Below are 25,626 nucleotides of genomic sequence, written 5' to 3'. Positions count from 1 at the left end.
TTGATTTCGGGCCGGATCAGACCGCGGGGGGCGGCAGATCAAGGGGCAGGGTGACTTCAAAAACTTCTTCATCGGCCAGATACCGGCGCGAGAAACCGAGTTTTTCACACAGGGTCAACATACGTCGGTTGTCGGGCAATACTTGCCCGACAAAATTCTGAACGCCTTTGGCCCGGCAAAACTCAATCATTTTTTCCATCAGAATACGGCCAAGTCCGCGCCCCTTAAGGTCGGATCGCACCATGACGGCATATTCGGCATTTTCGTTTTTGGGATCGATGGCGACCTGGACAATGCCCTGAATCTGGTCTTTTTCCGGGCCATCCATGACGGTTGCGACGAATGCCATGGCACGGTCATAGTCAAGCTGGGTCTGGCGTGCCATTTCGGAATGCGGCAATTCCCGGACCGAACCAAAAAACCGGAAATGGATATCTTCGGGGGTCAGTTTCGACATGAATTGGTAATGAGCCGGTTCGTCTTCCGGTTTGATCGGCCGCAACATATAGGTTGTGCCGTCTTCCAGAACGATTTCCTGTTTCAGGTGGCGCGGATAAGGGTGGATTGCCAGACGCTGGTCATCGCTTACGACTTTGGGCGTTACCTTGATGCGGGCATCAAGGGCAATGACGCCGGTCTGATCAATCAGAAGTGGGTTCATATCAAGTTCAACCACTTCGCCCAGATGCACCACCAGTTGCGACAACCGCACCAGCGTCAGATACAGCATCTCAAGATTAACCGCCGGGACATCGCGATATCCCTTCAAAAGGTTGTAAATGCGTGTGTTTTCAACCAGTTCACGTGCGAGCTTCATGTTCAATGGTGGCAAGGCCATTGCCCGGTCGCGGACGACTTCGACCTCGACCCCGCCATGACCAAACAGGATCACCGGGCCAAAAATCGGATCGGTGGTCATGCCGACAATCAGTTCGCGGGCATTTTGACGTTTGACCATTTCCTGTACAGTAAAGCCGCGCAAACGGGCATTTGGAAACATCTTTTCGATGTTTTTAAGCATCTTGGTGCCAGCCATGCGGACTTCTTCGGCACTTTCCAGATTAAGGACAACCCCGCCGACATCGGATTTATGGCTGATATCGTCCGACAGGATTTTAAGGGCAACCGGGTAACCAAGGCTGTCGGCAGTGGTGACGGCTTCATCAACCGTTTCGACCGACAGGGTTTTCACCGTGTTGATGCCATAACATTCCAGAACCGCCTTTGCTTCGGGTTCGGTCAGCATGTCGCGACCGGCATGGATCGCCCGGTGAATAATAGTTCGGGCTTCTTCGGTGGCCGGGGTGAAATCCTGCGGGACTGATGGCGGTGTTTCCATCAGCACATCCTGCAATTTTCGGTAATTGACCATATGCTGAAAGGCGGCAACCGCCTGTTCAGGGGTGTTATAGGTCGGGAAACCGGCATTGTTAAACAGAGTGCGGGCCGCCGCCACCGTGGATTCCCCTACCCAGTTGGTCAGAATGTTCTTGCGCGTCCCCTTGACGGCCTCGATCACCCCTTGGGCGACTTCTACCGGGTCGGTGATGGCGGTTGGCGCATGCATGACCAGCAAACTGTCGATTTGCGGATCGGCCAGCAAATGTTCAATCGCATGGGCATAACGTTCGCCCGGCGCATCGCCAATGATATCGACCGGATTGGCCCGCGACCAGGTGGACGGCAATACCTTGTCTAGGTTTTCAATCGTCGTGGGAGACAATTCGGAAAGATGGCCATGCCGTTCGATCAGGGCATCAACGGCCAGAACGCCAATGCCACCGCCATTGGTCACAATGCCCAGCTTGTCGCCCCGGAAAGGTCGCATGCGCGACAGGGTTTCGGCGGCAGAAAACATCTCGGCGATGGTATAAACCCGCAAGACACCCGCCCGTTTGATCGCGGCATCAAACACATCATCCGCCCCGGCTAGCGCCCCGGTATGCGAGGCCGCGGCGGCGGCACCTTCGGCGAAACGGCCCGATTTGATGCACAGGATCGGCTTGTTGCGCGAGGCGGCACGGGCGGCTGAAATAAAGCTTCGCCGTTCATGAATCGATTCAATATAGAGCATGATCGATCGGGTTTCCGGATCCGATCCCAGATAATCAATCACATCGCCGAAATCGACATCGTCGCATTCGCCCAGCGAAATGAAATGCGAAAATCCGATGCCGCGCGCCGCAGCCCAATCAAGAACCGCCGTGCATAACGCACCCGATTGCGACACAAAGGCAATTTTGCCCTTGCTGGCACTTTGATGACTGAAGCTGGCATTCAGGCCAATCGGCGGCACCATCAGCCCCAGACAATTGGGGCCGAGAATCCGCATTTTGCATTGGGCAGCAACATCAAGCATGGCCTGCTTGACGCTGCGATTTTCGTCATAGGCCACGGAACCCAACCCGGCGGTCAGCACAATCGCGGCCATGCACCCCTTGGCGACCAAACATTCAATGGTTGGCACCACCCCGGCAGGCGGGACGCAGATCACCGCCATTTCCGGGACAACCGGCAGGCTTTCGACATCGGGATAGGCCAGAACACCCCCAATCGACTGACTTCGGGGATTGACCGGCATGATCGGCCCGTCAAATCCGCCTGCCAGCAAGTTGCGCATGATCACCTGTCCCACGGAACGCGGGCGGTTTGATGCACCGATAACCGCCACCGATGACGGTTTGAAAAGATGTTCGAGATTAACGGTACTCATGGCCGGGTTTCCCTGTTGTTGGGGTCAGGATGGTCACCCTTATATAGGGTGGAAATTCTGATTTCGCAGTTGCGAACAAAACCTAGGTCAGAAGACGGTATTTTGCCTTGTTCTGAATCAATTCAAATCTGCCATTCGCACCGGACGACAGAATTTCGCAATCCTGAAACAATAGGGGGAAAATCGGGGCAGGCGGGGGATTTTTCAATGAAACCGGAAATAATCAGTGCAGATGCGACGAATCATGGTCGTGATCATAGCGTTCGGAATCTTCGATCCATTGTTCAACTTCGGCCCGGTCCGTCATCGCCAGTGCGACTTCAAGATCGTTTTGAACATGTTCAAGACTGTCAAACATCGGGCACCAGCCAAAGGCCTGAATGCGTTCATCGGTATTCGATGAAATGGTGAAAAGGTCACCGTCTATATGGTGGACCATGCCGTGAATGACGTCATTCTTGCCGATCACCAGCCAGCCTTCGGTGGTGCCACCTGCGATTCCCAGACTGACTTTGCGCAGTTCTATTTTGACGGTTTTCTTCACAAACATCATCCTTCGCAAAGACAGGGGTAAAACAAAAGGGACCGAACAAATGTTCGGCCCCTCTTGAATTGGCTCCGGCAGCAGGACTCGAACCTGCGACCCAATGATTAACAGTCATTTGCTCTACCAACTGAGCTATGCCGGATCAGGCGACACACCGTGTCCGGTGCGTGGCAGGGGTATATAAAAACACCCCCGATGCCGCAAGCCCTTTTTTCTAAAAAATGACGGGAAATTATGCTTTTTTCGTTCTGTCTGGTTAATGGATTGAAAGGGACCGGGGACAAAATGAACCGCAATTATTTCAACAATCCTGCCTCGTTTGGAGAAACAGGCAAGAACACCGGGGATTCGGTCTATCGCCCTGAAACCCGAAACCGTCACTGTGATTGCTCCGGGATTATCAAGTATGGAGCATTCCAATGTCAGGACGGATCAGGAACAGTATTGGTGCGGCAATGGTGTTGACGGCCATGTCTGCGGGCACCGTATCAGTACAGGCGGATGAAACCCAATCACCGCATCCCTATGTGGGGATGTGGGTCACCAAAGATGGCCATGTCCGGCATCATCTTTTGCCAAACGGACGGTATGATGAGGCCCGCGGCCAGCGCGAAAGTGCGTATCAGGGGCGTTACGAGGTGCAAGGCGATCATATCGAATATTGGGATGATACAGGCTTTACCGCGGATGGCGATTTCCGCGATGGCGTACTGTATCACGCTGGCATGATTCTGTATCGCCAGTAAGGGCCTGATCGTCGTTCAGGGCACGGGATGTCCCTGGGCAGCAACCAGTATGGTGAACCAGTCCTGCCGGTCAAATTCAATACCACAGGCCTGCGTTGCATCAATGATTCGGGTTGGTTTCATTGTGCCCAGTACAGGTAAGGGCTGACAAGGCAGGTGCAGCAGCCAGGCAATAGCGACTTCGGCAACCCCCGGCAGGCCGTATTTGGCACGCAAATTTTCCAGAATCGGGCGTAAGCGCGCGGCGGCATCGTCATTCTGGCCGGAAAACAATCGGGCCCCGCCCAGTGGCGACCAGATCATCGGGAATACCCGGTGTTGCTGCATTTGATCAAAGGTGCCGTCAAAAATCGGTGCCAGTTCGACCACAGAACATTCGACCTGATTGGTCATCAATGGCTGGTCCAGTCGGCTTTGCAGCAAATCAAACTGTGACGGCGTGAAATTCGATACGCCAAAATGCCGGACCTTGCCGCTTTGGCGCAAGGTGGCAAAGGCATCAGCCACTTCATCGGCGATCATCAGCGGATCGGGGCGATGCAGCAACAGCGCATCAATATGATCGGTATGCAGATTGCGCAGCGAATTATCGATCGATTGCAGGACATGGGCCTTTGAGGTGTTGTAATGGCCGATACGGTGTTCCGGTCGGGCGTCGCCCAGAAGGGCAATATTGCATTTGGTGACGATTTCCATGCGCCTCCGCAAATGCGGGGCTTTGGCCATTGCCTGTCCAAAAAAGGATTCGCACTGATAACGACCATAAATGTCGGCATGATCGAATGTCGTAATCCCGTGATCAAGGGCGGTTTCAATCAACCGCAGGACATCATCTGCATCGGAAACGTCCTCGCTACCGCGCAGACGCCATGCCCCCCAGGCAAGTTGCGAAAATTCAAGATCCGCAGCCATTTTGCGGCGGGCAACCTGTGATTTCATGGCGATGTTCCCAAAATTGCGAATGTTCCCGGCATCATAGACGGCAAGACCCAAAAACAAAAACCTCCCGGGAGGTTATCCCGAGAGGCTTGTGGCTCCGGCAGCAGGACTCGAACCTGCGACCCAATGATTAACAGTCATTTGCTCTACCAACTGAGCTATGCCGGATTAGTGGAGGCGCGAGCCGGAATCGAACCGGCGTGCAAGGATTTGCAGTCCTCTGCGTAACCACTCCGCCATCGCGCCATAGTGCCATCGCGTTAGCAGGGCGGTGTATAGCCCTATCGAATGCAGGCCGTCAAGCACACAAATTTACATTTTTGAAACAAGGTCCTGCTGCGATATTCGGGTTACTTTATTTGACGGTCCAGCCACGGTTTCAAAACTGTTTCGCGTTCCGGGGTTGTGGTGAAATCCAGATTGACGATCCTGTCATTGGCGTTTTCGACCTCGAAGGGCAGGTTGGCGTCGATGCCTTTGATCCGGATGGTGCCGCGATCACCGCGCTTTAGCGTCTTGGCAAGGCGGACCTTGCTGCCGCCCAGCGAGATATCCATGGTTTCACCCTCAATTTTTTCGCCGTTGACGGTGAGCGTCGCCTCGACCGTCATATTGTAACGCGGATCGCGTCGCCGGTTGACTTCAGGGGTGGCGGTACGGACGATTTTAACCAGGGTGGCGCGCAAACTGGCGATGCTTTGATCAACTTCCCGGGCGATGCTGCTCATATTTTCGGCGCGTTCCAGATTGCTTTCAGCTTCGACCGAGACGTCATTGATTTTTTCGGTCACCTCGGTCGAGGCGGCGGCGGTTTCCACAATATTGCGGGCAATTTCCTGGGTGGCGCTGTCTTGTTGCCGGACTGAGGTTGCGACATGGGATGCCACTTCGTCGATCCGTCGAACGTCGCTGGTGATTTCCTGCACACTTTCGACCACGGAATCGGTTACCGTCCGGATTTCAGATATCTGGCGGGTGATTTCCTCGGTTGATTTGGCTGTCTGGTTGGCAAGGTTTTTGACTTCCTGTGCAACCACGGCAAAGCCTTTGCCGGCATCACCGGCACGGGCGGCCTCGATTGTGGCATTCAGGGCCAGAAGGTTTGTCTGGGCGGCGATATCGCCGATCAGTTGGGCCACCTCACCAATCCGGTCCACACTTTGTTTCAGCGACAGAACAATTTTTTCGGCTTCTGTGCCTGATTTGCTGGCATCGGCGGTGGTTTGGGTGGCTTCTTCGATCTGGCGGGTGATTTCCTGAATGGAGGCGGCAAGTTCCTCGGATGCGCCCGATACGGTTTCGGCATTGGCAAGCGCTTCCTGAGCGGCAGCGGCGACACTTTCCGAACTGGTGGAAACCCGGCCCGACGAATGTGCCATTTCGGTTGCGGCGGAACTCAGGCGGGTGGTTTGGCTGATGATCACCTCAACCACTTCCTGCAATTCACGTTCCACGGTTTCGGCAAGGTCTTCCAGTGCTTTGGTCCGCAGCGAACTGGCCTTTTCTTCGTTTTCTTCGCGTTCGATGATGCTGTAATTGATTTTGGCCTGCAAAACCCGCAATTGCTGGGTCAGAGCCTTGAAATCGGATACTTCGGGCAATCCGATCAGATAGGTGGTGTCGTTCCGGGCAATGGCATCAAAATGTTTTTGCATATCGACAAGCGGCTTGCGGAATTTGCGGACCAGCCACAGGCCATAAATCATGATCAGGGCGACAGTAGTCGCTAGCAGGATCAGCTTGACGACAACGGCGGTGACAAAATCGCCGGATGCTTCGTTAATCCGGGTTGCCGTCAGGTCGTTCTGAAGTTTTGACAATGCGCCGATTTTATCGGTCAGTGGGTCGATGGTTTGATAAAGTTCATCCAAAACAAGGGCGTCAAGGGCGGCTTTATCCTGTTTTTGCAGGATATTTCGCAAGCGGGTAATCAGGTCATCCGCACCGGGCAACATGGCTCGGATATCGGCGACAATCGGCGTTTCCTGGGGATGCAATTCTCGACTGAAATAAACGCCCAGATTTTCGCGAATGCGGTCTTCGGCCTCGTCAAGGCTGTCGATGCCCTGTTGCCAGTTGAAATTGCCATTGCGCACCTTGTGCGAGGCATCGACGACAAAGACGGCGTAATCATCCGATATCTGTTTGAGAAGGTTCAGTGGTTTGACGCGGTTTTCATACACATCATCAAGATATTGTGCCGTCTGATATATGCCCCACAACCCATAACCGCCAATAATCATCATCAGCACGATCATATTGGCAAATGTAACGGTCAGGCTGCCCTGAATGCTGGCCAAAAACCTTTTGAGTTTGGGGCGGAAACCGGTTTCGATGATTTCCCCGTCATCAAGGGCGATATTGTGTGCCGCACCCTTACGCATGTCGGCATAGACTTTTTCGGCATATGTCTTTTCGGCGTCTGACGGTTTTGACCGGATGGAAATGAATTCTTCGATTTTACCGTCTTTGAGGATCGGTGTCACATTGGCGCGGACCCAGTAATGGTCGCCGGATTTCGCCCGGTTTTTGACCAGCCCCTGCCACGGGCGACCGGCCCGGATGGTCGCCCACAGATTTTCAAAGGCAGCCTTGGGCATGTCGGGATGACGCACAAGATTGTGGGGAGAACCGATCAGTTCGTTTTCATCAAAGCCGCTGATTTTGATGAAGGCATTGTTGGCCATGCGGATTTTACCGCCGGTATCGGTGCGCGATACCAGAATGTCGCTGTCGCGCATTGGAACTTCACGATTGTTTACCGGCCCGTTATCCCGCATTTTTGTTCCCCGTCTGATGATCATTGTTGGGTCATAAATAGCACATCACTATTTCCAAAAATAAACTTTTGTATCGGTTGGTCATGCAAAAGTTTATCGCGGGACGCGAAGATAACGATATTTCAGGCAGGAAGATCAGGTTGCTATAATTCTGGGTTGCGATCATTTACTGCCATGATCGGTTCGGCGCATTCGAAATCGAGCGCAAGAAAGGCACCGGAACAGAAAAAGGCATCTTGTTCTGTTGTCAGTTGGCAAAGGGCTGACTATAAACAGATGGCAGTTGTGATTTCGCGTCCGGTATGGTTTCGGGTCACATAGGATTTCTCGCGGGAATGTTCAGGTCAGATATGATGGATTACCAAATCGCACGCCATAACATGGTGGAAAATCAGGTTCGTACCAACAAGGTCACCGATCCTTTGGTCGTGGCCGCGATGGAAGAGGTTCCGCGTGAACTGTTTCTACCGCAGGACCGGCGCGGCATTGCCTATGTTGACGAAGATATCCCGGTCGGGGATGGCCGGTTTGCGATGGAGCCGATGATCATTGCCCGGTTGATGCAATCTGCTGAAATTGCCACAACCGACGTCGCCCTGGTGATCGGGGCGGGTTATGGCTATAGTAGTGCCTTGTTGTCGCGCATTGCCGAAACGGTTGTGGCGGTTGAGAGCAATGCGGCGATGACGGCCTCTGCCGAGAAAACCTTTCAGGATAACAGCATTGATAACGTTATTGTGGTTGAGGGTGATCTGGCTGCGGGTTACGCGAAACAATCCCCCTATAATGTTGTGCTGTTTGACGGCGCGGTCGCCGAAGTGCCTGCGGCCATTCTCGATCAACTGAGTGAGGGCGGTCGTCTGGTCGCCGTCGTACGTGCCGCCGGGAAAGTTGGCGTTGCGCGCCTCTATGAACGGGAAAACGGTGTGGTCGGATATCGCGATCTGTTCGATGCCAATATTCCCTATCTGCCGGGATTTGAACCGGCAAAAAGTTTTGTTTTTTGATACGGGACGGCGCGGGCAGGCCATATGGTGCGTGATCTGAGATGTGTGGAACTTGCCGCCAGCCTTGAGAGCGACAATCCGATTGTGCTTCTGGATGTTCGGGAAAGCCGTGAATTTGAGATTTGCGCGATTGAGGGCGCAATTCATATTCCGCTGGGTGAATTGGCCGGGCGCCTTGACGAACTGGACGCGAACCGGCCTGTCGCGGTTTTGTGTCATCATGGAATCCGCAGTCGCCATGGTGGTATGTTGCTGGAAGCCAACGGTTTTAAAGATGTTTTTAACGTGACAGGCGGTATTGATGTCTGGGCGCTTGAAATAGCGCCGGACATGCCGCGTTATGACTGGTAAGAATGAGACGAAATGAACGTTGAAATGGGGTATGTGGATTTTTTTGTATCCAACCGCCTCTTTTCTTGGACATTTTCAGTTCCATCGTTACCATGTGGGCACTGCGCCGGGGTCGGGACTTGGTGTAGGACTTTAAAGGGTAGTTAAATGTTAAAACGGTTCTTGCTGACCTGCAGCATTCTGGCGACTTCGGGATTTGTATCGGCAGCAGTGTCTGCGGAAACACTCGAAGATGCTTTGATCAAGGCCTATCAGAGCAATCCGACGCTGGAAGCTGGCCGGGCTTCCTTGCGGGCAACCGACGAAGAGGCATCCCAGGCCCTTTCCAATTGGCGCCCGACAGTGCAATTGACCGGCGAAGCCGGTCTGCGCGAAATTGACAGTGAAATTGACGGCGGTGCGTCGTCAAACAACAGCCTGACCCCTTATACGGTTGGGCTTGATGTGACGCAGCCGTTGTATCGTGGTGGCCGGACCGAGGCGCAGACGCAACGCGCCGAAGCCCGCATCCGTTCGCAACGTTCGACCTTGCGGTCGACTGAACAGGATGTGTTCCTGGAAGTGGCGACGGCTTATTTCGATGTGCTGCGCGATACGGCGGTTGTCGAACTTAACCAAAACAACGTCCGCGTGCTGGAGCGTCAGCTTGAAGCAACGCAGGACCGGTTTTCGGTTGGTGAAGTCACCCGAACCGATGTTTCGCAGGCAGAAGCCCGTCTGGCCGGATCAAAAGCCAGCCTGATTTCAGCCCAGGGCAATCTGGCCAATACCCGGGCGCAATATGAACGACTGGTGGGTAATCCGCCGTCGGACTTGACCATTCCCGATCCGCTTTCAGGCTTGCCGACCGATGTCGGACAGGTTCTGTCGATGGCAGCCAGTCAGCATCCGGAAGTGATCAGTGCCCAATTTACCGAAGAAGCAGCCCGTCACGACATTCGTCTGAGTGAAGGTGCGCTTTATCCGCAAGTCAATCTGTCGGCAGGTGTTTCGCAGGCCTATGAAGCCTCGACCGAGGATCTGACCGCCGATACGGCCGAAATCATGGCTTCGGTCACGGTGCCGCTTTATCAGTCCGGTGCAGAATATTCCAATATCCGGGCATCGAAACAAACGGCCGGACAGGCGCGTGTCAATGTGGAAAGTGCCCGCCGGACAGTGATTGAAAATGCGACCAGTGCATGGGAAACGCTGGTGACAGCGCGTGCCAGCATCGAATCGCAACAGGCACAGGTTTCGTCTGCCGAAGTCGCCCTTGATGGTGTGCAGCGCGAAGCATCAGTGGGATCGCGTACCGTTCTTGACGTGCTTGATCAGGAACAGGAACTGTTGCAGGCGCGTGTTGATTTGGTTGGATCGCGTCGTGATGCCGCCGTTGCCGAATTTCAGGTCAAGGCCGCCATTGGCGCGCTGAATGCCATGGTGCTTGGCCTGCCGGTTGAATCCTATGATGTCGAAGCAAACTACAATAAAGTCAGAGACCAGTGGTGGGGAGCGGATTGATCCGCACCCCGATCCCTGACCGTTAATCAGGGGCGGTTTCGGATGGGTCCGGTGAAATAACTAGCGCGGAAGAAAACCAATGAGTGACGGGCAACAAGAACCTTCAATGGAGGATATCCTCCAGTCAATTCGCAAAATTCTTGCGGATGAAGGCGATGATGACAAAAAAGAGCCTGCGAAAAAGGCTGCGCCGAAGCCCGCGCCGGAACCCGAACCGGAACCGGAAGACGATTTCGACGAACTCGTGCTGGATGAAGAACCCGAAGAGCTTGAGCTTGAAGACGAAGAGCCCGAACTTCTGGACCTTGACGAGCCCGAAGAAGACGAAGTTGATCTCGACGATATGCTTGATTTCGACGAGGAACCGGAAGAAGAACCGGAATTGCCCGATGACATCATCGAAGATTTCGATGATGAACCGGAACCGCCGATTCCTGCCCGTTACGAAGAAGATGACGAACCAGCCCTGATTTCCGGCATGACCGAAAATTCGGCGGCAGGCAGCATGACGGAACTGGCGCAGGCGGTTGCCCGCAAACGGGCGATTGCGCTTGGCCTGAATGCCGGTCATGCCACACTGGAAGATCTGGTGCGCGACATGTTGCGCCCGATCCTGAAGGAATGGCTTGACGAAAACCTGCCCTATATGATCGAACGCCTTGTGAAGAAGGAAATCGAGCGGATTGTCAGCCGCGCCGAAGACCTGTAGGCGAGCCGAAAATTGATTATCAGCGGCGCGCCCTTGGTGCGCCGCTTTTTTCTTTATTGTCCCTTTAAAAACCCGCAGTGGATCAAAAGACCATGTTGGAGAAGACTTACAGCCCCGCCGAAGTCGAAGGCAAATTATACGATAAATGGGAAAAATCGGGGGCTTTTGCTGCCGACCCGGCATCAAAGGCCGATCCCTATGTCATTATGATGCCGCCGCCCAACGTGACGGGTAGCCTCCATATGGGCCATGCCCTGACCTTTACATTGCAGGATATCCTGATCCGTTATAACCGCATGCGCGGCAAGGATACCCTGTGGCAGCCGGGCACCGACCATGCAGGTATCGCCACCCAGATGGTGGTAGAACGGCAATTGGGTGAACAAAAGGTTTCGCGCCACGATCTGGGCCGCGACAAGTTCATCGAAAAAGTCTGGGAATGGAAAGAACAATCGGGCGGCACCATTATCGGGCAGTTGCGCCGTCTGGGCGCATCACCGGACTGGCCGCGTGAACGGTTCACGATGGATGAAGGTCTGTCGGCGGCGGTGCGCAAGGTGTTTGTATCGCTTCACAAGGACGGCCTGATTTATCGCGACAAACGTCTGGTCAACTGGGACCCGAAACTTCTGACTGCGATTTCCGACCTTGAAGTCGTTCAAAAAGAAGTCAAGGGCCATTACTGGCATTTCAAATATCCGATTGAAGGCCGCGAGGGCGAGTTTATTACTGTTGCTACCACGCGTCCGGAAACCATGTTGGGGGATACGGCTGTTGCGGTTCATCCCGATGATGAACGTTATCAGGACCTGATCGGCAAATATTGTATTCTGCCAATTGTTGGGCGGCGCATTCGCATTGTCGCCGACGAATATGCAGATCCTGAAAAAGGGTCGGGGGCGGTGAAAATCACCCCGGCGCATGATTTCAACGACTTTGAAGTCGGCAAGCGCAACGATCTGGAAAAAATCAATATTTTCAACGATCACGCCTGTCTGAATGACGATGTTCCTGAAGAATATCGTGGTTTGGATCGATTCAAGGCCCGCGAGCTGATCGTGGCGAAGATGGAAGAACTGGGCCTGCTCGACAAGATCGAGGATACGGTTCACATGGTCCCGTACGGGGATCGTTCCAATGTCGTGATCGAGCCTTATTTGACCGATCAGTGGTTTGTGAATGCCGAAGTTCTGGCGAAACCGGCCCTTGAGGCGGTTGAAGACGGTCGCATCCGGTTCGTGCCGAAAAATTGGGAAAACACCTATTTTGACTGGATGCGCAACATTCAGCCCTGGTGCATTTCCCGGCAATTATGGTGGGGGCATCGCATTCCGGCATGGTTCGGTCCGGATGGCACCTTTTTTGTTGAGGAAACCGAAGAAGAAGCAATGACGGCAGCCCGTGTCCATTATGGCAAGGATGTCATTCTGGATCAGGAAACTGACGTTCTTGATACGTGGTTTTCATCCGCCCTGTGGCCGTATTCTACCCTTGGCTGGCCGGACAAAACCCCGGAACTGGACAAATATTATCCGGGCGATGTTCTGGTTACCGGTTTTGACATTATTTTCTTTTGGGTTGCCCGCATGATCATGATGGGCATGCATTTTATGGATGGCAAGGTACCGTTCAAGGATGTGTATATCCATGCGCTGGTCCGCGATGAACATGGTCAGAAGATGTCCAAATCCAAGGGCAATGTCATTGATCCCCTGGAACTGATTGATGAATATGGCTGTGATGCCCTGCGCTTTACCCTGACGGCACTGGCCGCACAGGGACGCGATATCAAGCTGGCCGGATCGCGGGTCGAGGGATATCGCAATTTCGCAACCAAATTGTGGAATGCCGCGCGTTTCTGCGAAATGAATGAATGCAAACCGGTGGCCGGTTTTGATCCGCGTGCGGTTAAAACCACCCTGAATCGCTGGATTGTCGGCAAGGTTGCAGAGGCGGGCAAAGCCATTTCATCAGGGATCGAAAGCTATCGCTTTAACGATGCCGCCAGTGGGGCCTATCAGTTTGTCTGGGGCACGTTCTGTGACTGGTATCTGGAACTGGCAAAGCCGGTTTTCATGGGTGATGATGCGGCTGCCAAGGCCGAAACCCGCGCAACAGCGGCATGGGTTCTGGATCAGATTTTGCTGATGCTTCATCCAGTAATGCCGTTTATTACCGAAGAATTGTGGGAACAGACTGCCGCCGATCGTTCGTCTCTTCTGATTTCGCAGAAATGGCCGGAACTGGGCGATGATCTGATTGATCGTGCTGCCGAGGCGGAAATTGACCTTGCCCTGCGCCTGATTGGCGAAATCCGTGCGGTCCGTTCGGAAATGAATGTGCCACCCGCTGCCGAAGTGCCGGTTTATCTGGTTGATGCATCGGATGCGATGAAAGGTGCCGTTACCGCACAGGATGCACAGGTCAAACGTCTGGCCCGTGTTGCCAGTGTTAATTTCGCCGGGCAGGGGGATGTGGAATCCATTGCCCGTGGCGCGATCCAGACGGTGGTTGACGGTGTTTCAGTGTTTGTGTCGGTGGCTGCCTTTATCGATATCGCGGCGGAAAAAGCCCGTCTTGATAAGGAAATCGACAAAACCGCGAAATATATCAAGGCGCAGGAAGGCAAATTGTCGAACGAAAGTTTTGTCAGCCGCGCCCCGGAACATATCGTGGCAACCGAAAAGGCCAAGCTTGCAGAAGCCCGCGAAACGCAGGCGAAACTGCAAGAAGCCCTTGCCCGCATCGCGGCCATGTAAGGGATTGCCTTGATATGGGCAGACAGGGGCCGGTCCGGGGATGGATCGGCCCTTGTTGTTTGTCGGTTTTCTGCTCGCCAATCGGGACGAATCGCATAGATTGGCGGGAACCTGATGGGATGCGGCATCCATGCTGATTGAAGAATGTCCTTATATCGAACCGCTTGATGCCTATGGCGCATTTGCCGCCTATGCCGACAGCCATTTACTTGATTCCGGCGACCGCGACCGCCATGCCTATATCGTTGTCAGCCCGTTACATAAAATTACCGCCAAAAACGGGCAGGTAATACAGGATGGTCTGCCGGTGCCGGGCAAGCCGATGGATGTTCTGGCGGCGCTTTTGGCGGGATTTGAACAGGATCATCGGGATGATCTGCCGCCCTTTCAGGGGGGGGCACTTGGGTATTTTGGTTATGAACTGGTGCATCAGCTTGAAAACCTGCCCCGTGCCGATACCGACTGGTTGGATGTGCCCGACATGGCGATTGGCATTTATGATGTGGTGATTGCCTTTGACCGGATTGACCGGCGCATGTGGCTGATCTCAACCGGTATCCCCGAATTCAGGGGGAGCAGACGCGATAAACGGGCGGCGGATCGTCTTGCGATGATCCGCAAATATTTGCGGCTGGCGCGTCCTTTGGGGGATGTGCCGACGGTTCCACATTGCCCGGATGTTACCCCGTGGCAATCGAATTTTGACCGGGAATCTTACGAGGCTGCCGTGGGCAGGGTGGTGGATTATATTCACGCAGGCGATATTTTTCAGGCCAATCTGTCGCAATGTTTCCGGGCGGAATACAGTATCGGCAATGTGCCGGATCGCTTTGGCCTGTATCGCCGTCTGGCCGATCTTAGTCCGGCACCTTTTGGGGCTTTTTTGAATTTTGGCGATCTCGCCATTGTATCGAATTCGCCCGAACGGTTTTTAAAGGTCACAGGCCGACAGGTTGAAACCAGACCGATCAAGGGGACGCGCCCGCGCGGCACAACCCCGATTGAAGATGCGAATTTTGCGCAGGAATTGATGGTTTCAGTCAAGGATCGGGCCGAAAATGTTATGATTGTTGATTTGCTGCGCAACGATTTGTCAAAAGTCTGCGCACCACATTCCATCAAAACCCCTGATATTTGTGCATTGGAAAGTTTTGCCAATGTTCATCATCTGGTCTCAACCGTGACCGGTAGCCTTGCCGATGGTAAAACCGCCCTTGATCTGCTGGAGGCTTGTTTCCCCGGCGGATCTATTACCGGGGCACCGAAAATCCGGGCGATGGAAATCATCACCAAACTGGAACAACTGACTCGTGGTCCTTATTGTGGGGCGATTGGTTTTATCGGTTTTGATGGGGGGATGGATACCAGCATTGCAATTCGTACTCTGACGATCCAAAGGGGCAGGATGGCGTTTAATGTCGGGGGTGGTATTGTGGCTGACAGCATTCCTGCGGCGGAATATGAAGAAACCCTGACCAAGGCGGCCCGCCTGTTTGCCGCGCTTGGTATCCCGGAAACCGGAGGCCGGACCGCGTGATCCTGCTGATCGATAATTACGATTCCTTTGTTTACAATCTTGCCCGTTATGTCGTGGAACTGGGGCAGGAGGTCAAAGTTGTGCGGAATGATCGTCTGGGGCCGCAAGATGTTCGCGATATCGATCCCGATGCCATTTTGTTTTCTCCGGGCCCGTGCAGCCCGGATGAAGCCGGGCGCAGTCTGGAACTGATTGCCGCTTTGTGGCCGGATTACCCGATGTTAGGGGTTTGTCTGGGCCATCAGGCAATTGCGCAGGCCTTTGGCGGGATTGTCAAACGCGCCCGCCGTCCGGTCCATGGCATGACATCGCGGATCACTCATAACGGGCAAGGGATTTTTCAGAACATCGATAATCCGCTGACTGTGACGCGCTATCACTCGTTGATTGTCGATTTGCCGGTCGATGGTCCGTTGATGATCACGGCACGGGGGCCGGAAGATGAAATCATGGCCTTTGCGCATCGAGATTTGCCGGTTTTTGGCGTGCAATTTCATCCCGAATCCGTCCTGACCGAACAGGGCCATGATTTGTTGCAAAATTTTCTGGATATCGCCTTGTCCGCAAAGGCCTGCCACCCAGACAAAACACGGAATACGTCATGAAAATCTGGCTGAACGGACAGATGATGGATACCGCCAATGCCCGGATTGATCCGATGGATCGTGGGTTTTTGCTGGGTGATGGCATGTTTGAAACCATGCGGGCACATCGCGGGATTGTCGCCTGGCTGAAAGATCATCTGACCCGGCTGTCCGACCATGCCAGCCAGATCGGTCTTGATCCTGCCGCCCTGCCAAGTGCATCGGACGTAACGCAGGCGATTGCCGGTTTGTGTGGCGATATGACCGATGCTGCAGTTCGCCTGACGGTGACGCGCGGCATTGGGCCACGCGGGCTTTTGCCGCCCGATCCGGTGGTGCCGACATGTCTGATTACGGCGACGGCTTTTACTCCTCGATCCCCTGATTCCTTTGTTTCACTGGCAATATCGCAAAAAATCAGGCGTAATCCGTGGTCGGTGGCAGGGCGGATCAAAAGTCTGAATTATCTTGATAATATCATCGCCCGGCAAGAATCCGCCGATACGGGAGCGGATGATGCGTTGATCCTGTCGGTGGATGGCAGTCTTGCCGAAACCGGTATCGCCAATCTGTTTATCCTGAAAAACGGGATTTTGCGGACACCTGATCCGGCAGGGGGGGCGCTTGGCGGGATTGCACGGCAGTTTGTTCTGGATTGGGCGATGTGCAACGGGATGGATGCCCGTGTTGAAACCCTGTGGCCCGATGATCTTGGCACGGCCGATCTGGTGTTTGTTTGCAATGCCCTGCAAGGGGTGCGGGCGGTTGGTGCCATTGATGGACGTGTTTTGACAATATCACCTGTGGCGGCGGGATTTCTGGAAAATATGGCGCAGGCGATTGAGGCCAGCCAGTGCTTGCAATCCTTATGATCCTTTTCTAAAGTGTCTGCGTTCGTTGCGGTCTGCAACGGACATGTCGTTATGAACACGGCGCTTATTCTCAGGGCAGGGTGAAATTCCCGACCGGCGGTAATCCTGTTTTTCAGGGAAGCCCGCGAGCGCCTGCTGGTTTTATGACCGGCAGGGTCAGCAGACCCGGTGTAATTCCGGGGCCGACGGTAACAGTCCGGATGGGAGAGGATAAAGCGTGACAGGGATTGGGTGATGAGACCCGAATTCTGTCTGCCTGTGACCGGATTCCGGAATTTTCGGGTTCGGCCCTTTCTTGCGCATGCCCTGATTCGTAAGCCGCCATCTATGGAGGACGGTTATGAATCAGTGTGTTCATCCAGTATCAAGCCTGTCACTGTTTGGTGACACCCAAAACCGCATGAAGACGGCCCTGGCCGATTTGCGTGCGGGCAAGGGGGTTTTGGTCGTCGATGATGAAGATCGCGAAAATGAAGGCGATCTGATTTTTTCGGCTGAACATCTTACCAATGAGCAAATGGCCATGATGATCCGCGATTGCAGCGGCATTGTCTGTCTGTGCCTGACCGACGAGGCGGCAACGGAACTTGATTTGCCGCCAATGGTCGCCAAGAACACATCAAGCATGGGAACCGGTTTTACAGTTTCTATCGAGGCCAAAGAAGGCGTTACCACTGGCGTTTCTGCGGCGGACCGGGTTGTGACGGTCAAAACGGCAACTGCCGACGGTGCAAAGGCCGACCATTTGGCGCGTCCCGGCCATGTTTTTCCGTTGCGCGCCCGACCGGGCGGGGTTCTGGAACGGCGCGGCCATACCGAAGGCACGGTTGATCTGATGCGGTTGGCAGGGTTGAAACCCGCCGGGGTGTTATGTGAACTGACCAACCCGGATGGCAGCATGGCGCGTCTGCCCGAACTGATTGCCTATGCCTTGGCCCACGACATGGTGGTGATCAGCATCGAAGATATTGTGGCCTGCCGCACATCGTTGCAACAGGCGGCAGAATAAGCAAAAAACGGGATGGCTTTAATCGGCCATCCCGTTTTGTATTCTTCATCTGTTATGAGCTGTCAGGCGTCATCAATCAGGCACCAGACCGGTGTGTGGTCGGACGCTTTTTCTTTTGCACGCGGATCGCGATCAATCCCTGATGCGCTTAGTCGGTCGGCGGCGGCCGGGGTCAGCAACAGGTGGTCAATGCGAAGCCCGTTATCCTTGTTCCACGCCCCGGCGCGGTAATCCCACCAGCTATATTGATGCCCGGCAGTGTTGAACGTCCGGAAAGCATCAGTGTAGCCAATATTCATCATGGTGCGCAGTTTTTTGCGCTCGATTGTCGAACACAACACCGTTTCGTGCAATTTTTCCGGATCATAAACATCATCATCATCGGGGGTGATGTTGTAATCACCACCCATGACGGCGGCTTCGCCACTGGCGAAAATCGTTTCAAACCGGGTAATCACCCAGTTCAGAAAATTCAGTTTATAGGCGAATTTTTCTGATCCGACCTCGGTGCCCATCGGCACATAGATCGAGGCAACCCGGATTGGATCGGGGGAGGCGATCAGGGCTTCGATATAACGGGCCTGATCATCATCGTCATTGCCGGGCAGACCACGTTCGACATCCTCAATCGGATATTTCGACAGAATTGCGACGCCGTTATAGGTTTTCTGACCATGCAGGGCGATATTATAGCCCATATCGCCGATTTCCATCGCCGGGAACCCTTCGTCAACGGTTTTGGTTTCCTGTAACAGCACGACATCAGGCGAGGAATCATGCAGCCATTCCAGAATATTGGGCAACCGGGCCTTGATTGAATTGACGTTCCATGTGGCGATTTTCATTAGGGCCTCGGTTCTGGCAGCGTGATGTTGAAAAAAACGGGACCTGTCGCAAAACAGATCCCGTTTCATGAACGGTTTAAACGCAGATGATCAAACCGAAAAACTGGTGCCGCAGCCGCAGGATGATGTGGCATTGGGGTTGTTGACCCGGAATGCCGCACCGACCAGTTCGCGGACAAAATCGACCTCGGCCCCGCCCAGAAGATCAAGCGAGGTGTCATCAATCACCATTTTGGCACCGTGATTCTCAAAAACATGATCTTCGTCGCTACGGTCAGAATCGAGCGAAAATTCATATTGAAAGCCACTGCAACCGCCGCCCGAAACCTGCAACCGTAACATCAGGGCCGCATTGCCTTCGCCCGCTGCCAGTTCCTGAATGCGTTTTGCCGCACTTTCCGTCATCTGCACATTTTGGGATGCTTCCGCCATCGAACTCTCCTTGACGTTCAACCCGTCGGGTATGGTTAATGATCCTTGCCCCGATCATATCACGGTGCGATCAACCTTCTAAGCCCAGTATTTAGCGCGCATGGCAGAAATGTCAAAACATCAGATTAAGGGGCAGCAGCCCTTGCTTGCGTTTTGTTGTGAAATGTCCGACAAGTCGGGCAGAATATTGGCTCAGGGTCGCACCCTGATATGCTGCAATCCCGAATTTAAAAAAGATATAGGCAAAGCCGTACGTCATGAATGTTTTCAGCCTGTTGAAAAGCGATATCGAAGGCCAGATTCTGGTTCTTGAAACAGAGGGAGTCCTGCCTGCCGGAACCGATTCTTCGCGCATTACCGTTGAACCGCCGCGTGATGCCGCACATGGCGATGCCGCAACCAATGCCGCAATGCTGCTTGGCAAAGCTGCCGGGCTGAAACCCCGTGATCTGGCTGAAAAACTGGCTGAAAAGCTGCGCGATATTGACCATATTGATCATGTTGAAATTGCCGGTCCGGGCTTTATCAATTTGCGCATGGCGGACCGTTTCTGGTTGTCGCAGGTCGTCGCGGTTCTTGAAAACGGTACTGCCTATGGCAATGGTGATCTGGGGCGTGGTGAACGGGTCAATGTCGAATATGTTTCCGCCAATCCGACCGGCCCGATGCATGTCGGCCATTGTCGGGGGGCTGTTGTCGGCGATGTTCTGGCCAATCTTCTGGCCAAGGCCGGATATGCAGTGACCAAGGAATATTACATCAATGACGCCGGGGCACAGGTTGACGTTTTGGCGAAATCCCTGCATTTGCGCTATCGCGAGGCTTTGGGCGAGAATATTGGCGATATTCCTGCCGGTTTGTACCCAGGCGATTATCTGGTTGAACCGGGTAAAAAAATGGCTGCCCGCGATGGCGACAAATGGCAAAAGGCCGATGAAAGCGCATGGCTGGAAGAATTTCGCCAGTTTGCCATTACTGAAATGATGGATTTGATCCGTGCCGATCTTGCCCTGATGGGGGTGGCCCATGACGTCTTTACCTCGGAAGCCAATCTGGTTGCCAAGGGAAAGGTACAGCAGGCATTTGATTTTCTTGAGAAAAAAGGCGATATTTATGTCGGCGTTCTGGAGCCACCAAAGGGCAAGACGCCCGATGATTGGGAACCGCGCCCGCAAACCCTGTTTCGGTCCACCGAATTTGGCGACGATGTTGACCGGCCTTTGAAAAAATCGGACGGCAGCTGGACCTATTTTGCGTCTGACATTGCCTGTCATTTTGACAAATATGAACGTGGTTTCAACACCATGATTGATGTGTTCGGGGCCGACCACGGCGGTTACGTCAAACGCATGAAGGCCGCAACCAAGGCAATTACCGGCGGCGAAGGTGACCTTGACGTCAAATTGTGCCAGCTTGTCAATTTGCTGGAAAATGGCGAACCTGTGAAAATGTCCAAGCGGGCCGGAACGTTCGTTACCCTGCGCGATGTGGTGGAACGGGTCGGCAAGGATGTCGTGCGGTTCATCATGCTGACACGCAAAAACGACGCGACGCTGGATTTCGATTTTGCCAAGGTTACCGAACAATCCCGCGATAACCCGGTATTTTACGTGCAATATGCCTATGCCCGGGTCAAATCGGTGTTCCGTCAGGCTGCTGAAGCCTTTCCGGAAGGGGATTTTTCCGATGTGGCCCTCAAAAAAGCCGATCTTGGTCTACTGACATCGGTTGATGAAAAACATTTGGTGCGGCGCATTGCCGAATGGCCGCGCATTGTCGAACAGGCCGCTATTGCCCACGAGCCCCATCGTATTGCCTTTTTCATGACAGAAATTGCGGCTGATTTTCATGCCTTGTGGAATAAGGGGCGCGATACGACGACCCTGCGTTTCATTGTTGCGGATGATCTGGCGACAACGACGGCGCGACTGGCAATGATCCGGTCGTTTGCATTGGTGATTGCATCGGGTCTTGATGTCGTTGGCGTTGCGCCAGTAGAGGAGATGTAAGACATGACCGACGGACAGGGTGATCCCTTGCGGGCAGAACAACGCCGAAACCCGACTGAAAAAAAGACCGGTGGCATGATGAAAGGTATCGTCACCGCCGTCGTCGGTCTTGTGATTGTTGGCGGCGGCCTTGGGGCAGCGGCGTGGTGGTTCTATGATCAGGGACACCCGGTTCAGGATGAAAGCAACCTGCCGATCCTATTACCCGAACCAGGCCCGGTCAAGGTGCGCCCGGATAACCCCGGCGGCATGGAAGTTCCGCATCGCGACACGACGATCTATGGGCAGCTTGATGATAGCGAACAGGACCCGTCGGTATCGTTGCAGGAACTACCCGATATGCCCAAGGCCCCTGAAATGGCCGAAACCATGCCAGAAGATAGCGATCCGGCATCAGTCGAAGCCGATGATGCCGCGCCAACCGGCTTGACACCGCCACCGGTTCCGACCCCGGATGCCATACCGTCGATGGATGGGGCAGGGATGGCGGAAACCGCAGAACCTGTGAAACCTGAACCGGCAGTGCCGGCAGAAGAAACCGCAAAACCCGCTGATCCGGCACCTGCGCCTGCTGTGACCGCAAGCCCGGCCCCTTCGGGTAACTATCGCGTGCAGCTTGCTTCGGTGAAAGAAGAGGCGGGAGCGACAAGCGAATGGAAGAGAATTTCTTCCAAAAACAGTGATGTGTTGGGCAATCTTCAAATGTCGGTTCAGCGCACGGATCTGGGCGACAAGGGGATTTTCTATCGGTTGCAGGCAGGGCCGCTGGCCGATGCGACGGCGGCGGAAAAGCTGTGTGCGACCCTGAAAGAACGCAATGTGGGGTGCCTCATTGTCCGGCCTTGAAGTTCGTAAACCACGCGCCTGTATTTTGGGGGTCGAAGCGACTGCCCTGACACCATGGGAAAAGGGATTTTTCCGCGAAGCCGATCCTTATGGTTATGTGCTGTTTGCCCGTAATGTCGAAGACCGCGACCAGTTGCGCCGCCTGACCGGCGATTTGCGTGATGTGTCGGGTAATACCAATCTGCCGGTTCTGATCGATCAGGAAGGTGGGCGGGTGATGCGCCTTAAGCCACCACACTGGCGCAAAATGCCGGCGTCGGGAGTCTTTGGCGACTTGTTTGCCACTGCCCCCGACGATGCCCGCGAGGCAGCCTATGTCAATGCGCGTCTCAGTGCCGCTGATCTGCGCGAGGTTGGGATCAGTGTTTCCTGTGCGCCGGTGCTTGATATCCGCCTGCCGGGCATGAGCGACGTGGTCGGTGATCGTTCCTATGGTACCGATATCTCCCAGATTGTGATGCTGGCCAGTGCCGTTGCCGCCGGTCTGATGGATGGCGGGGTTATTCCGGTGATCAAGCATATCCCCGGACATGGCCGGGCACAGGTTGACAGCCACAAGGATTTGCCGGTGATTACAACCGATCTGCAAACCTTGCAAGCCACCGATTTTGAACCGTTCCGCCAGATGAAAGACGCCATCGCGGCCATGTCGGCGCATTTGTTGTTTACCCAAATTGATGACCAGCGGGCCGGAACCGTATCGCCAACCGTGATTGGCAAAATCATCCGTGAGGATATTGGTTTTAAGAATCTTCTGATCAGTGATGATTTGTCGATGGAGGCGCTGGGTGGGTCATTGGCCAGCCGGGCCGGGGAATGTCTTGCGGCGGGATGCGATATTGCCTTGCATTGCAATGGTAAACGCACGGAAATGGAACAGGTTGTCTCCATGTCGCCGCTGTTATCCGGACAGTCCCTGATACGGGCGCAGAAACTGACCAATCAGATTGCGTCTTTTAACGTGCCCCGTGCTGATAGTGTGATGCTGGCCGATTGGAACGCCCGTCTGGCGAGCCTGTTGCAGCCGGTCTGGAAGGCCGCAGGAGAAACCGCGTGAACGATGTCTGGGCGATGATAATTTCGGCATCGACATGGGTGTTGCCGGTGCTTTTGGCCGTGACCCTGCACGAGGCGGCGCACGGTTTTGCCGCCAAACTGTTTGGCGATGATACCGCCCAGCGTGCGGGGCGGCTTAGCCTCAATCCCTTGCGGCATATCGACCCGGTGGGGACGGTTCTGATCCCGGGCCTGTTGCTTTTGACCGGCAGCCCGTTTTTGTTTGGTTATGCCAAGCCGGTGCCGGTGGCGTTTCATCGCCTGCATCCACAACGTCTGGGCATCATTGGTGTTGCGATTGCCGGTCCGGCCACCAATATCGGGCTGGCGATTGCGTCGGTGTTGCTATGGGCATGGTTGCCGGGCTTTTCCCCAGCAGTCGATTCCTGGTTGACGACGACATTGCAACAATCGCTGATTCTGAACTGCATTCTGGCGGTGTTTAACATGTTGCCGATTCCGCCGCTGGATGGCGGGAGGGTTTTGACGGCGATTTCACCGGCACCGATGGCGCGTGTGTTGATGCGAATGGAGAAAACAGGTTTTTTCCTGCTGATTGGCCTGATTTTTCTGTTGCCGCTGGTCACTGCCCAGCTTGGCATTAATCTGCCGGTGTTTCAGTGGCTGGTGGGGGAACCGGCATATTGGCTTGCCAACAGTCTGGCGAATATGTTCGGCTAGACCGGAACAACGGATCGCAAAAAGGGGGGAGGGATGGCCGAAACGATCAGCGATGATGTCAGCGACGACGCCTTTGACCTGCCCCCTGTGGATACGCCAAGCCTTGCCGAACGCCTGATCCTTGATCTGGATGGATTTGAAGGACCAATTGACGTTCTTCTGGAACTGGCCCGTGATCAGAAGGTCGATGTCATCAAGATATCGATCCTGCAACTGGCCGAACAATATCTGGCTTTCATCAATGCCGCCCATGATATGCGCCTTGAACTGGCGGCGGATTATCTGGTGATGGCTGCGTGGCTGGCATATCTGAAATCGCGTTTGTTATTGCCCAGGCAGGATGATGACGGCGAAGAGCTCAGCGCCGAAGAAATGGCCGAATTGTTGGCCTTTCAGCTTAAACGGCTGGAGGCGATGAAGGCGGCGGGTGCACAGCTTTTGGCTCTTCCCAATCTGGGACGGGATTTTTTTGGCCGCGGCGATCCCGAAGAAATCCGGGTGACGACTGCCTCGGTCTATGATGCATCGCTGTATGATTTACTGAGTGCCTATGGGCATATCATGCGAGCGGCCGGGGCCAAGACCCTCGAGATCGAGGCGTTTGATCTTTATGCGATGGATGATGCCATTCGACGTCTGCGCAATCTGTTTGGCGGGCGGCTTGTGCCGCAATGGACCACCTTGATGCAATTCATGCCACGTGGTTTGGGGTCACCGCTTAAGGCCCGGTCGGCTTTGGCCGCACATTTTGTTGCCAGCCTTGAAATGTGCCGGGACGGGGAACTGGAAATTTCGCAGGAAAAAACATTTGGCCCGATTATGTTGAGATCGCCGCAAACACGGCGCGATCCGATCCGGCCTGATGCGGACGAACCCTATGATTTTACGGCGGGGGAAACTGACGATGGTCGATGACATCCAACTGGAAATGGTCGGGATGGCCGCCAGACCCGAGATTGATTTTCAACATCTGCGCATTGTCGAAGCCGTGCTGTTTGCCTCCAGCGAACCGTTGGGTGAAAAAGTGCTGGCAGCCCGATTGCCCGAAGACGCCAAAATTAATCTGATTTTGAAAGAATTGCAGACAACCTATTCGGATCGTGGGGTTAATCTGATCCGGGCCGGGGATAAATGGGCCTTTCGTACCGCAACCGATCTGGCTGGTGATTTGCATATCGAGGTCGAAAAAGCCCGCAAACTGACCCGTGCCACTTTGGAAACCCTTGCGATTATCGCTTATCACGAGCCGGTAACCCGGTCTGAAATCGAGGAAATTCGTGGTGTGGCCCTGTCGAAAGGTACACTGGATATCTTGCTGGAAGCCAAATGGATCAGGCCCAAAGGCCGCAAACGTGTTCCTGGACGACCGATTTTGTGGGCGACAACCGATGATTTTCTGGATCATTTCGGCCTTGAAAACCTTGACGATCTGCCGGGGCTTGCCGATTTGAAGGCCGCCGGGTTGCTGGATTCCCGTCCGGGAATGGGGAGGTATGGCGCAGATTCTGGCGATGATATCCTGCCGCCTGTGGTCGAAGACGATGCGCAAATCGCCGATGATATTGTTGAAGAAACCCTGTCAGCACATAATCTTGCCGATCTGGATGCCACCATTTATGCCGGTGAAACTGACACTACGCGGGAATGACAAAAATACTGTGTCCTTGCAAAACCGGGCATCGCGCATTAAATCTGAGGAAG

Annotated in this window: 22 protein-coding genes, 3 tRNA genes and 1 riboswitch; of the genes, 16 read left to right on the top strand and 9 right to left on the bottom strand. The window is 54.3% G+C overall.

The window, feature by feature from the left end; all coding sequences use genetic code 11:
- Positions 1 to 16: 16 nt before the first annotated feature.
- From Q8O73_RS07755 to Q8O73_RS07745, 3 genes are all read right to left on the bottom strand, one after another.
- Positions 17 to 2,713: a bifunctional acetate--CoA ligase family protein/GNAT family N-acetyltransferase gene (locus Q8O73_RS07755; protein WP_305557120.1), complete on the bottom strand. Its 2,697-nt coding sequence runs from the start codon at positions 2,711 to 2,713 to the stop codon at positions 17 to 19.
- Between the two features lie 223 nt (positions 2,714 to 2,936).
- Positions 2,937 to 3,257, bottom strand: a complete 321-nt coding sequence (locus Q8O73_RS07750) for a hypothetical protein (protein WP_305557118.1) — start codon at positions 3,255 to 3,257, stop codon at positions 2,937 to 2,939.
- 69 nt (positions 3,258 to 3,326) lie between these two features.
- A tRNA-Asn gene (locus Q8O73_RS07745) sits at positions 3,327 to 3,402 on the bottom strand.
- Between the two features lie 277 nt (positions 3,403 to 3,679).
- Here Q8O73_RS07745 and Q8O73_RS07740 point away from each other — a divergent pair.
- Complete coding sequence (locus Q8O73_RS07740; protein WP_305557116.1) at positions 3,680 to 4,006, top strand: Atu4866 domain-containing protein; 327 nt, start codon at positions 3,680 to 3,682, stop codon at positions 4,004 to 4,006.
- Positions 4,007 to 4,021: 15 nt separating this feature from the next.
- Here Q8O73_RS07740 and Q8O73_RS07735 read toward each other — a convergent pair whose 3' ends face one another.
- From Q8O73_RS07735 to Q8O73_RS07720, 4 genes are all read right to left on the bottom strand, one after another.
- Positions 4,022 to 4,945, bottom strand: coding sequence for an aldo/keto reductase family oxidoreductase (locus Q8O73_RS07735; RefSeq protein ID WP_305557114.1), 924 nt, complete (start codon positions 4,943 to 4,945; stop codon positions 4,022 to 4,024).
- A 92-nt stretch (positions 4,946 to 5,037) separates the two neighbouring features.
- A tRNA-Asn gene (locus Q8O73_RS07730) sits at positions 5,038 to 5,113 on the bottom strand.
- Positions 5,114 to 5,117: 4 nt separating this feature from the next.
- Positions 5,118 to 5,191, bottom strand: a tRNA-Cys gene (locus Q8O73_RS07725).
- Between the two features lie 104 nt (positions 5,192 to 5,295).
- Positions 5,296 to 7,686: a methyl-accepting chemotaxis protein gene (locus Q8O73_RS07720; RefSeq protein WP_305557112.1), complete on the bottom strand. Its 2,391-nt coding sequence runs from the start codon at positions 7,684 to 7,686 to the stop codon at positions 5,296 to 5,298.
- A 392-nt stretch (positions 7,687 to 8,078) separates the two neighbouring features.
- On the opposite strand from Q8O73_RS07720, the gene Q8O73_RS07715 reads away from it, so the two are divergent.
- The 9 genes from Q8O73_RS07715 to ribB all read left to right on the top strand — a co-directional run bounded on the left by Q8O73_RS07715 (position 8,079) and on the right by ribB (position 18,056).
- Positions 8,079 to 8,732, top strand: coding sequence for a protein-L-isoaspartate O-methyltransferase (locus Q8O73_RS07715; RefSeq protein ID WP_305557923.1), 654 nt, complete (start codon positions 8,079 to 8,081; stop codon positions 8,730 to 8,732).
- Positions 8,733 to 8,756: 24 nt separating this feature from the next.
- The gene (locus tag Q8O73_RS07710) at positions 8,757 to 9,083 is read left to right on the top strand and encodes a rhodanese-like domain-containing protein (protein ID WP_305557110.1); all 327 of its coding nucleotides are present in this window, start codon (positions 8,757 to 8,759) and stop codon (positions 9,081 to 9,083) included.
- A 147-nt stretch (positions 9,084 to 9,230) separates the two neighbouring features.
- Complete coding sequence (locus Q8O73_RS07705) at positions 9,231 to 10,586, top strand: TolC family outer membrane protein (RefSeq protein ID WP_305557108.1); 1,356 nt, start codon at positions 9,231 to 9,233, stop codon at positions 10,584 to 10,586.
- A 79-nt stretch (positions 10,587 to 10,665) separates the two neighbouring features.
- Positions 10,666 to 11,295 carry a DUF2497 domain-containing protein gene (locus Q8O73_RS07700; protein WP_305557106.1) on the top strand — a complete coding sequence of 210 codons (630 nt, stop codon included), beginning with the start codon at positions 10,666 to 10,668 and terminating at the stop codon, positions 11,293 to 11,295.
- Between the two features lie 92 nt (positions 11,296 to 11,387).
- Positions 11,388 to 14,054, top strand: a complete 2,667-nt coding sequence (locus tag Q8O73_RS07695) for a valine--tRNA ligase (protein ID WP_305557104.1) — start codon at positions 11,388 to 11,390, stop codon at positions 14,052 to 14,054.
- Between the two features lie 130 nt (positions 14,055 to 14,184).
- On the top strand, positions 14,185 to 15,591 hold the full coding sequence (gene pabB, locus Q8O73_RS07690) for an aminodeoxychorismate synthase component I (RefSeq protein ID WP_305557102.1): 1,407 nt from the start codon (positions 14,185 to 14,187) through the stop codon (positions 15,589 to 15,591).
- Positions 15,588 to 16,196, top strand: a complete 609-nt coding sequence (locus Q8O73_RS07685; RefSeq protein ID WP_305557100.1) for an aminodeoxychorismate/anthranilate synthase component II — start codon at positions 15,588 to 15,590, stop codon at positions 16,194 to 16,196. Before pabB ends, Q8O73_RS07685 begins: the two co-directional genes overlap by 4 nt.
- Positions 16,193 to 17,047 carry an aminotransferase class IV gene (locus Q8O73_RS07680; protein ID WP_305557098.1) on the top strand — a complete coding sequence of 285 codons (855 nt, stop codon included), beginning with the start codon at positions 16,193 to 16,195 and terminating at the stop codon, positions 17,045 to 17,047. The genes Q8O73_RS07685 and Q8O73_RS07680 overlap by 4 nt, the downstream gene beginning before the upstream one ends.
- Positions 17,048 to 17,109: 62 nt before the next feature.
- Positions 17,110 to 17,263, top strand: a riboswitch (FMN riboswitch).
- Between the two features lie 124 nt (positions 17,264 to 17,387).
- Positions 17,388 to 18,056, top strand: coding sequence for a 3,4-dihydroxy-2-butanone-4-phosphate synthase (ribB, locus tag Q8O73_RS07675; protein ID WP_305557096.1), 669 nt, complete (start codon positions 17,388 to 17,390; stop codon positions 18,054 to 18,056).
- A gap of 62 nt (positions 18,057 to 18,118) precedes the next feature.
- Here ribB and xth read toward each other — a convergent pair whose 3' ends face one another.
- Entirely contained in the window at positions 18,119 to 18,901 is a 783-nt protein-coding gene (xth, locus tag Q8O73_RS07670) for an exodeoxyribonuclease III (RefSeq protein ID WP_305557094.1), read from the bottom strand.
- 90 nt (positions 18,902 to 18,991) lie between these two features.
- Positions 18,992 to 19,333: an iron-sulfur cluster insertion protein ErpA gene (gene erpA / locus Q8O73_RS07665; protein ID WP_305557092.1), complete on the bottom strand. Its 342-nt coding sequence runs from the start codon at positions 19,331 to 19,333 to the stop codon at positions 18,992 to 18,994.
- Between the two features lie 257 nt (positions 19,334 to 19,590).
- On the opposite strand from erpA, the gene argS reads away from it, so the two are divergent.
- From argS to scpB, 6 genes are read left to right on the top strand one after another with little or no spacing between them, the layout of a single operon-like run.
- Positions 19,591 to 21,342: an arginine--tRNA ligase gene (gene argS, locus Q8O73_RS07660; protein ID WP_305557090.1), complete on the top strand. Its 1,752-nt coding sequence runs from the start codon at positions 19,591 to 19,593 to the stop codon at positions 21,340 to 21,342.
- Between the two features lie 3 nt (positions 21,343 to 21,345).
- The gene (locus Q8O73_RS07655; protein ID WP_305557087.1) at positions 21,346 to 22,188 is read left to right on the top strand and encodes an SPOR domain-containing protein; all 843 of its coding nucleotides are present in this window, start codon (positions 21,346 to 21,348) and stop codon (positions 22,186 to 22,188) included.
- Positions 22,160 to 23,245, top strand: coding sequence for a beta-N-acetylhexosaminidase (gene nagZ / locus Q8O73_RS07650; protein WP_305557085.1), 1,086 nt, complete (start codon positions 22,160 to 22,162; stop codon positions 23,243 to 23,245). Before Q8O73_RS07655 ends, nagZ begins: the two co-directional genes overlap by 29 nt.
- Positions 23,242 to 23,925 (top strand): site-2 protease family protein, encoded by a 684-nt coding sequence (locus Q8O73_RS07645; RefSeq protein ID WP_305557083.1) that lies wholly within the window; start codon positions 23,242 to 23,244, stop codon positions 23,923 to 23,925. Before nagZ ends, Q8O73_RS07645 begins: the two co-directional genes overlap by 4 nt.
- Before the next feature lie 33 nt (positions 23,926 to 23,958).
- Positions 23,959 to 24,840 carry a ScpA family protein gene (locus tag Q8O73_RS07640; RefSeq protein ID WP_305557081.1) on the top strand — a complete coding sequence of 294 codons (882 nt, stop codon included), beginning with the start codon at positions 23,959 to 23,961 and terminating at the stop codon, positions 24,838 to 24,840.
- Positions 24,830 to 25,573 carry an SMC-Scp complex subunit ScpB gene (gene scpB / locus Q8O73_RS07635; RefSeq protein WP_305557079.1) on the top strand — a complete coding sequence of 248 codons (744 nt, stop codon included), beginning with the start codon at positions 24,830 to 24,832 and terminating at the stop codon, positions 25,571 to 25,573. Before Q8O73_RS07640 ends, scpB begins: the two co-directional genes overlap by 11 nt.
- The last annotated feature ends 53 nt before the right edge of the window (positions 25,574 to 25,626 follow it).

The sequence above is a fragment of the Thalassospira sp. genome (assembly GCF_030690045.1).
In the GTDB taxonomy this organism is placed as follows: Bacteria; Pseudomonadota; Alphaproteobacteria; order Rhodospirillales; family Thalassospiraceae; genus Thalassospira.
The sequence above is the reverse complement of the archived record's forward strand: the minus strand, read 5'-3'. Positions and strand labels throughout refer to the sequence as shown.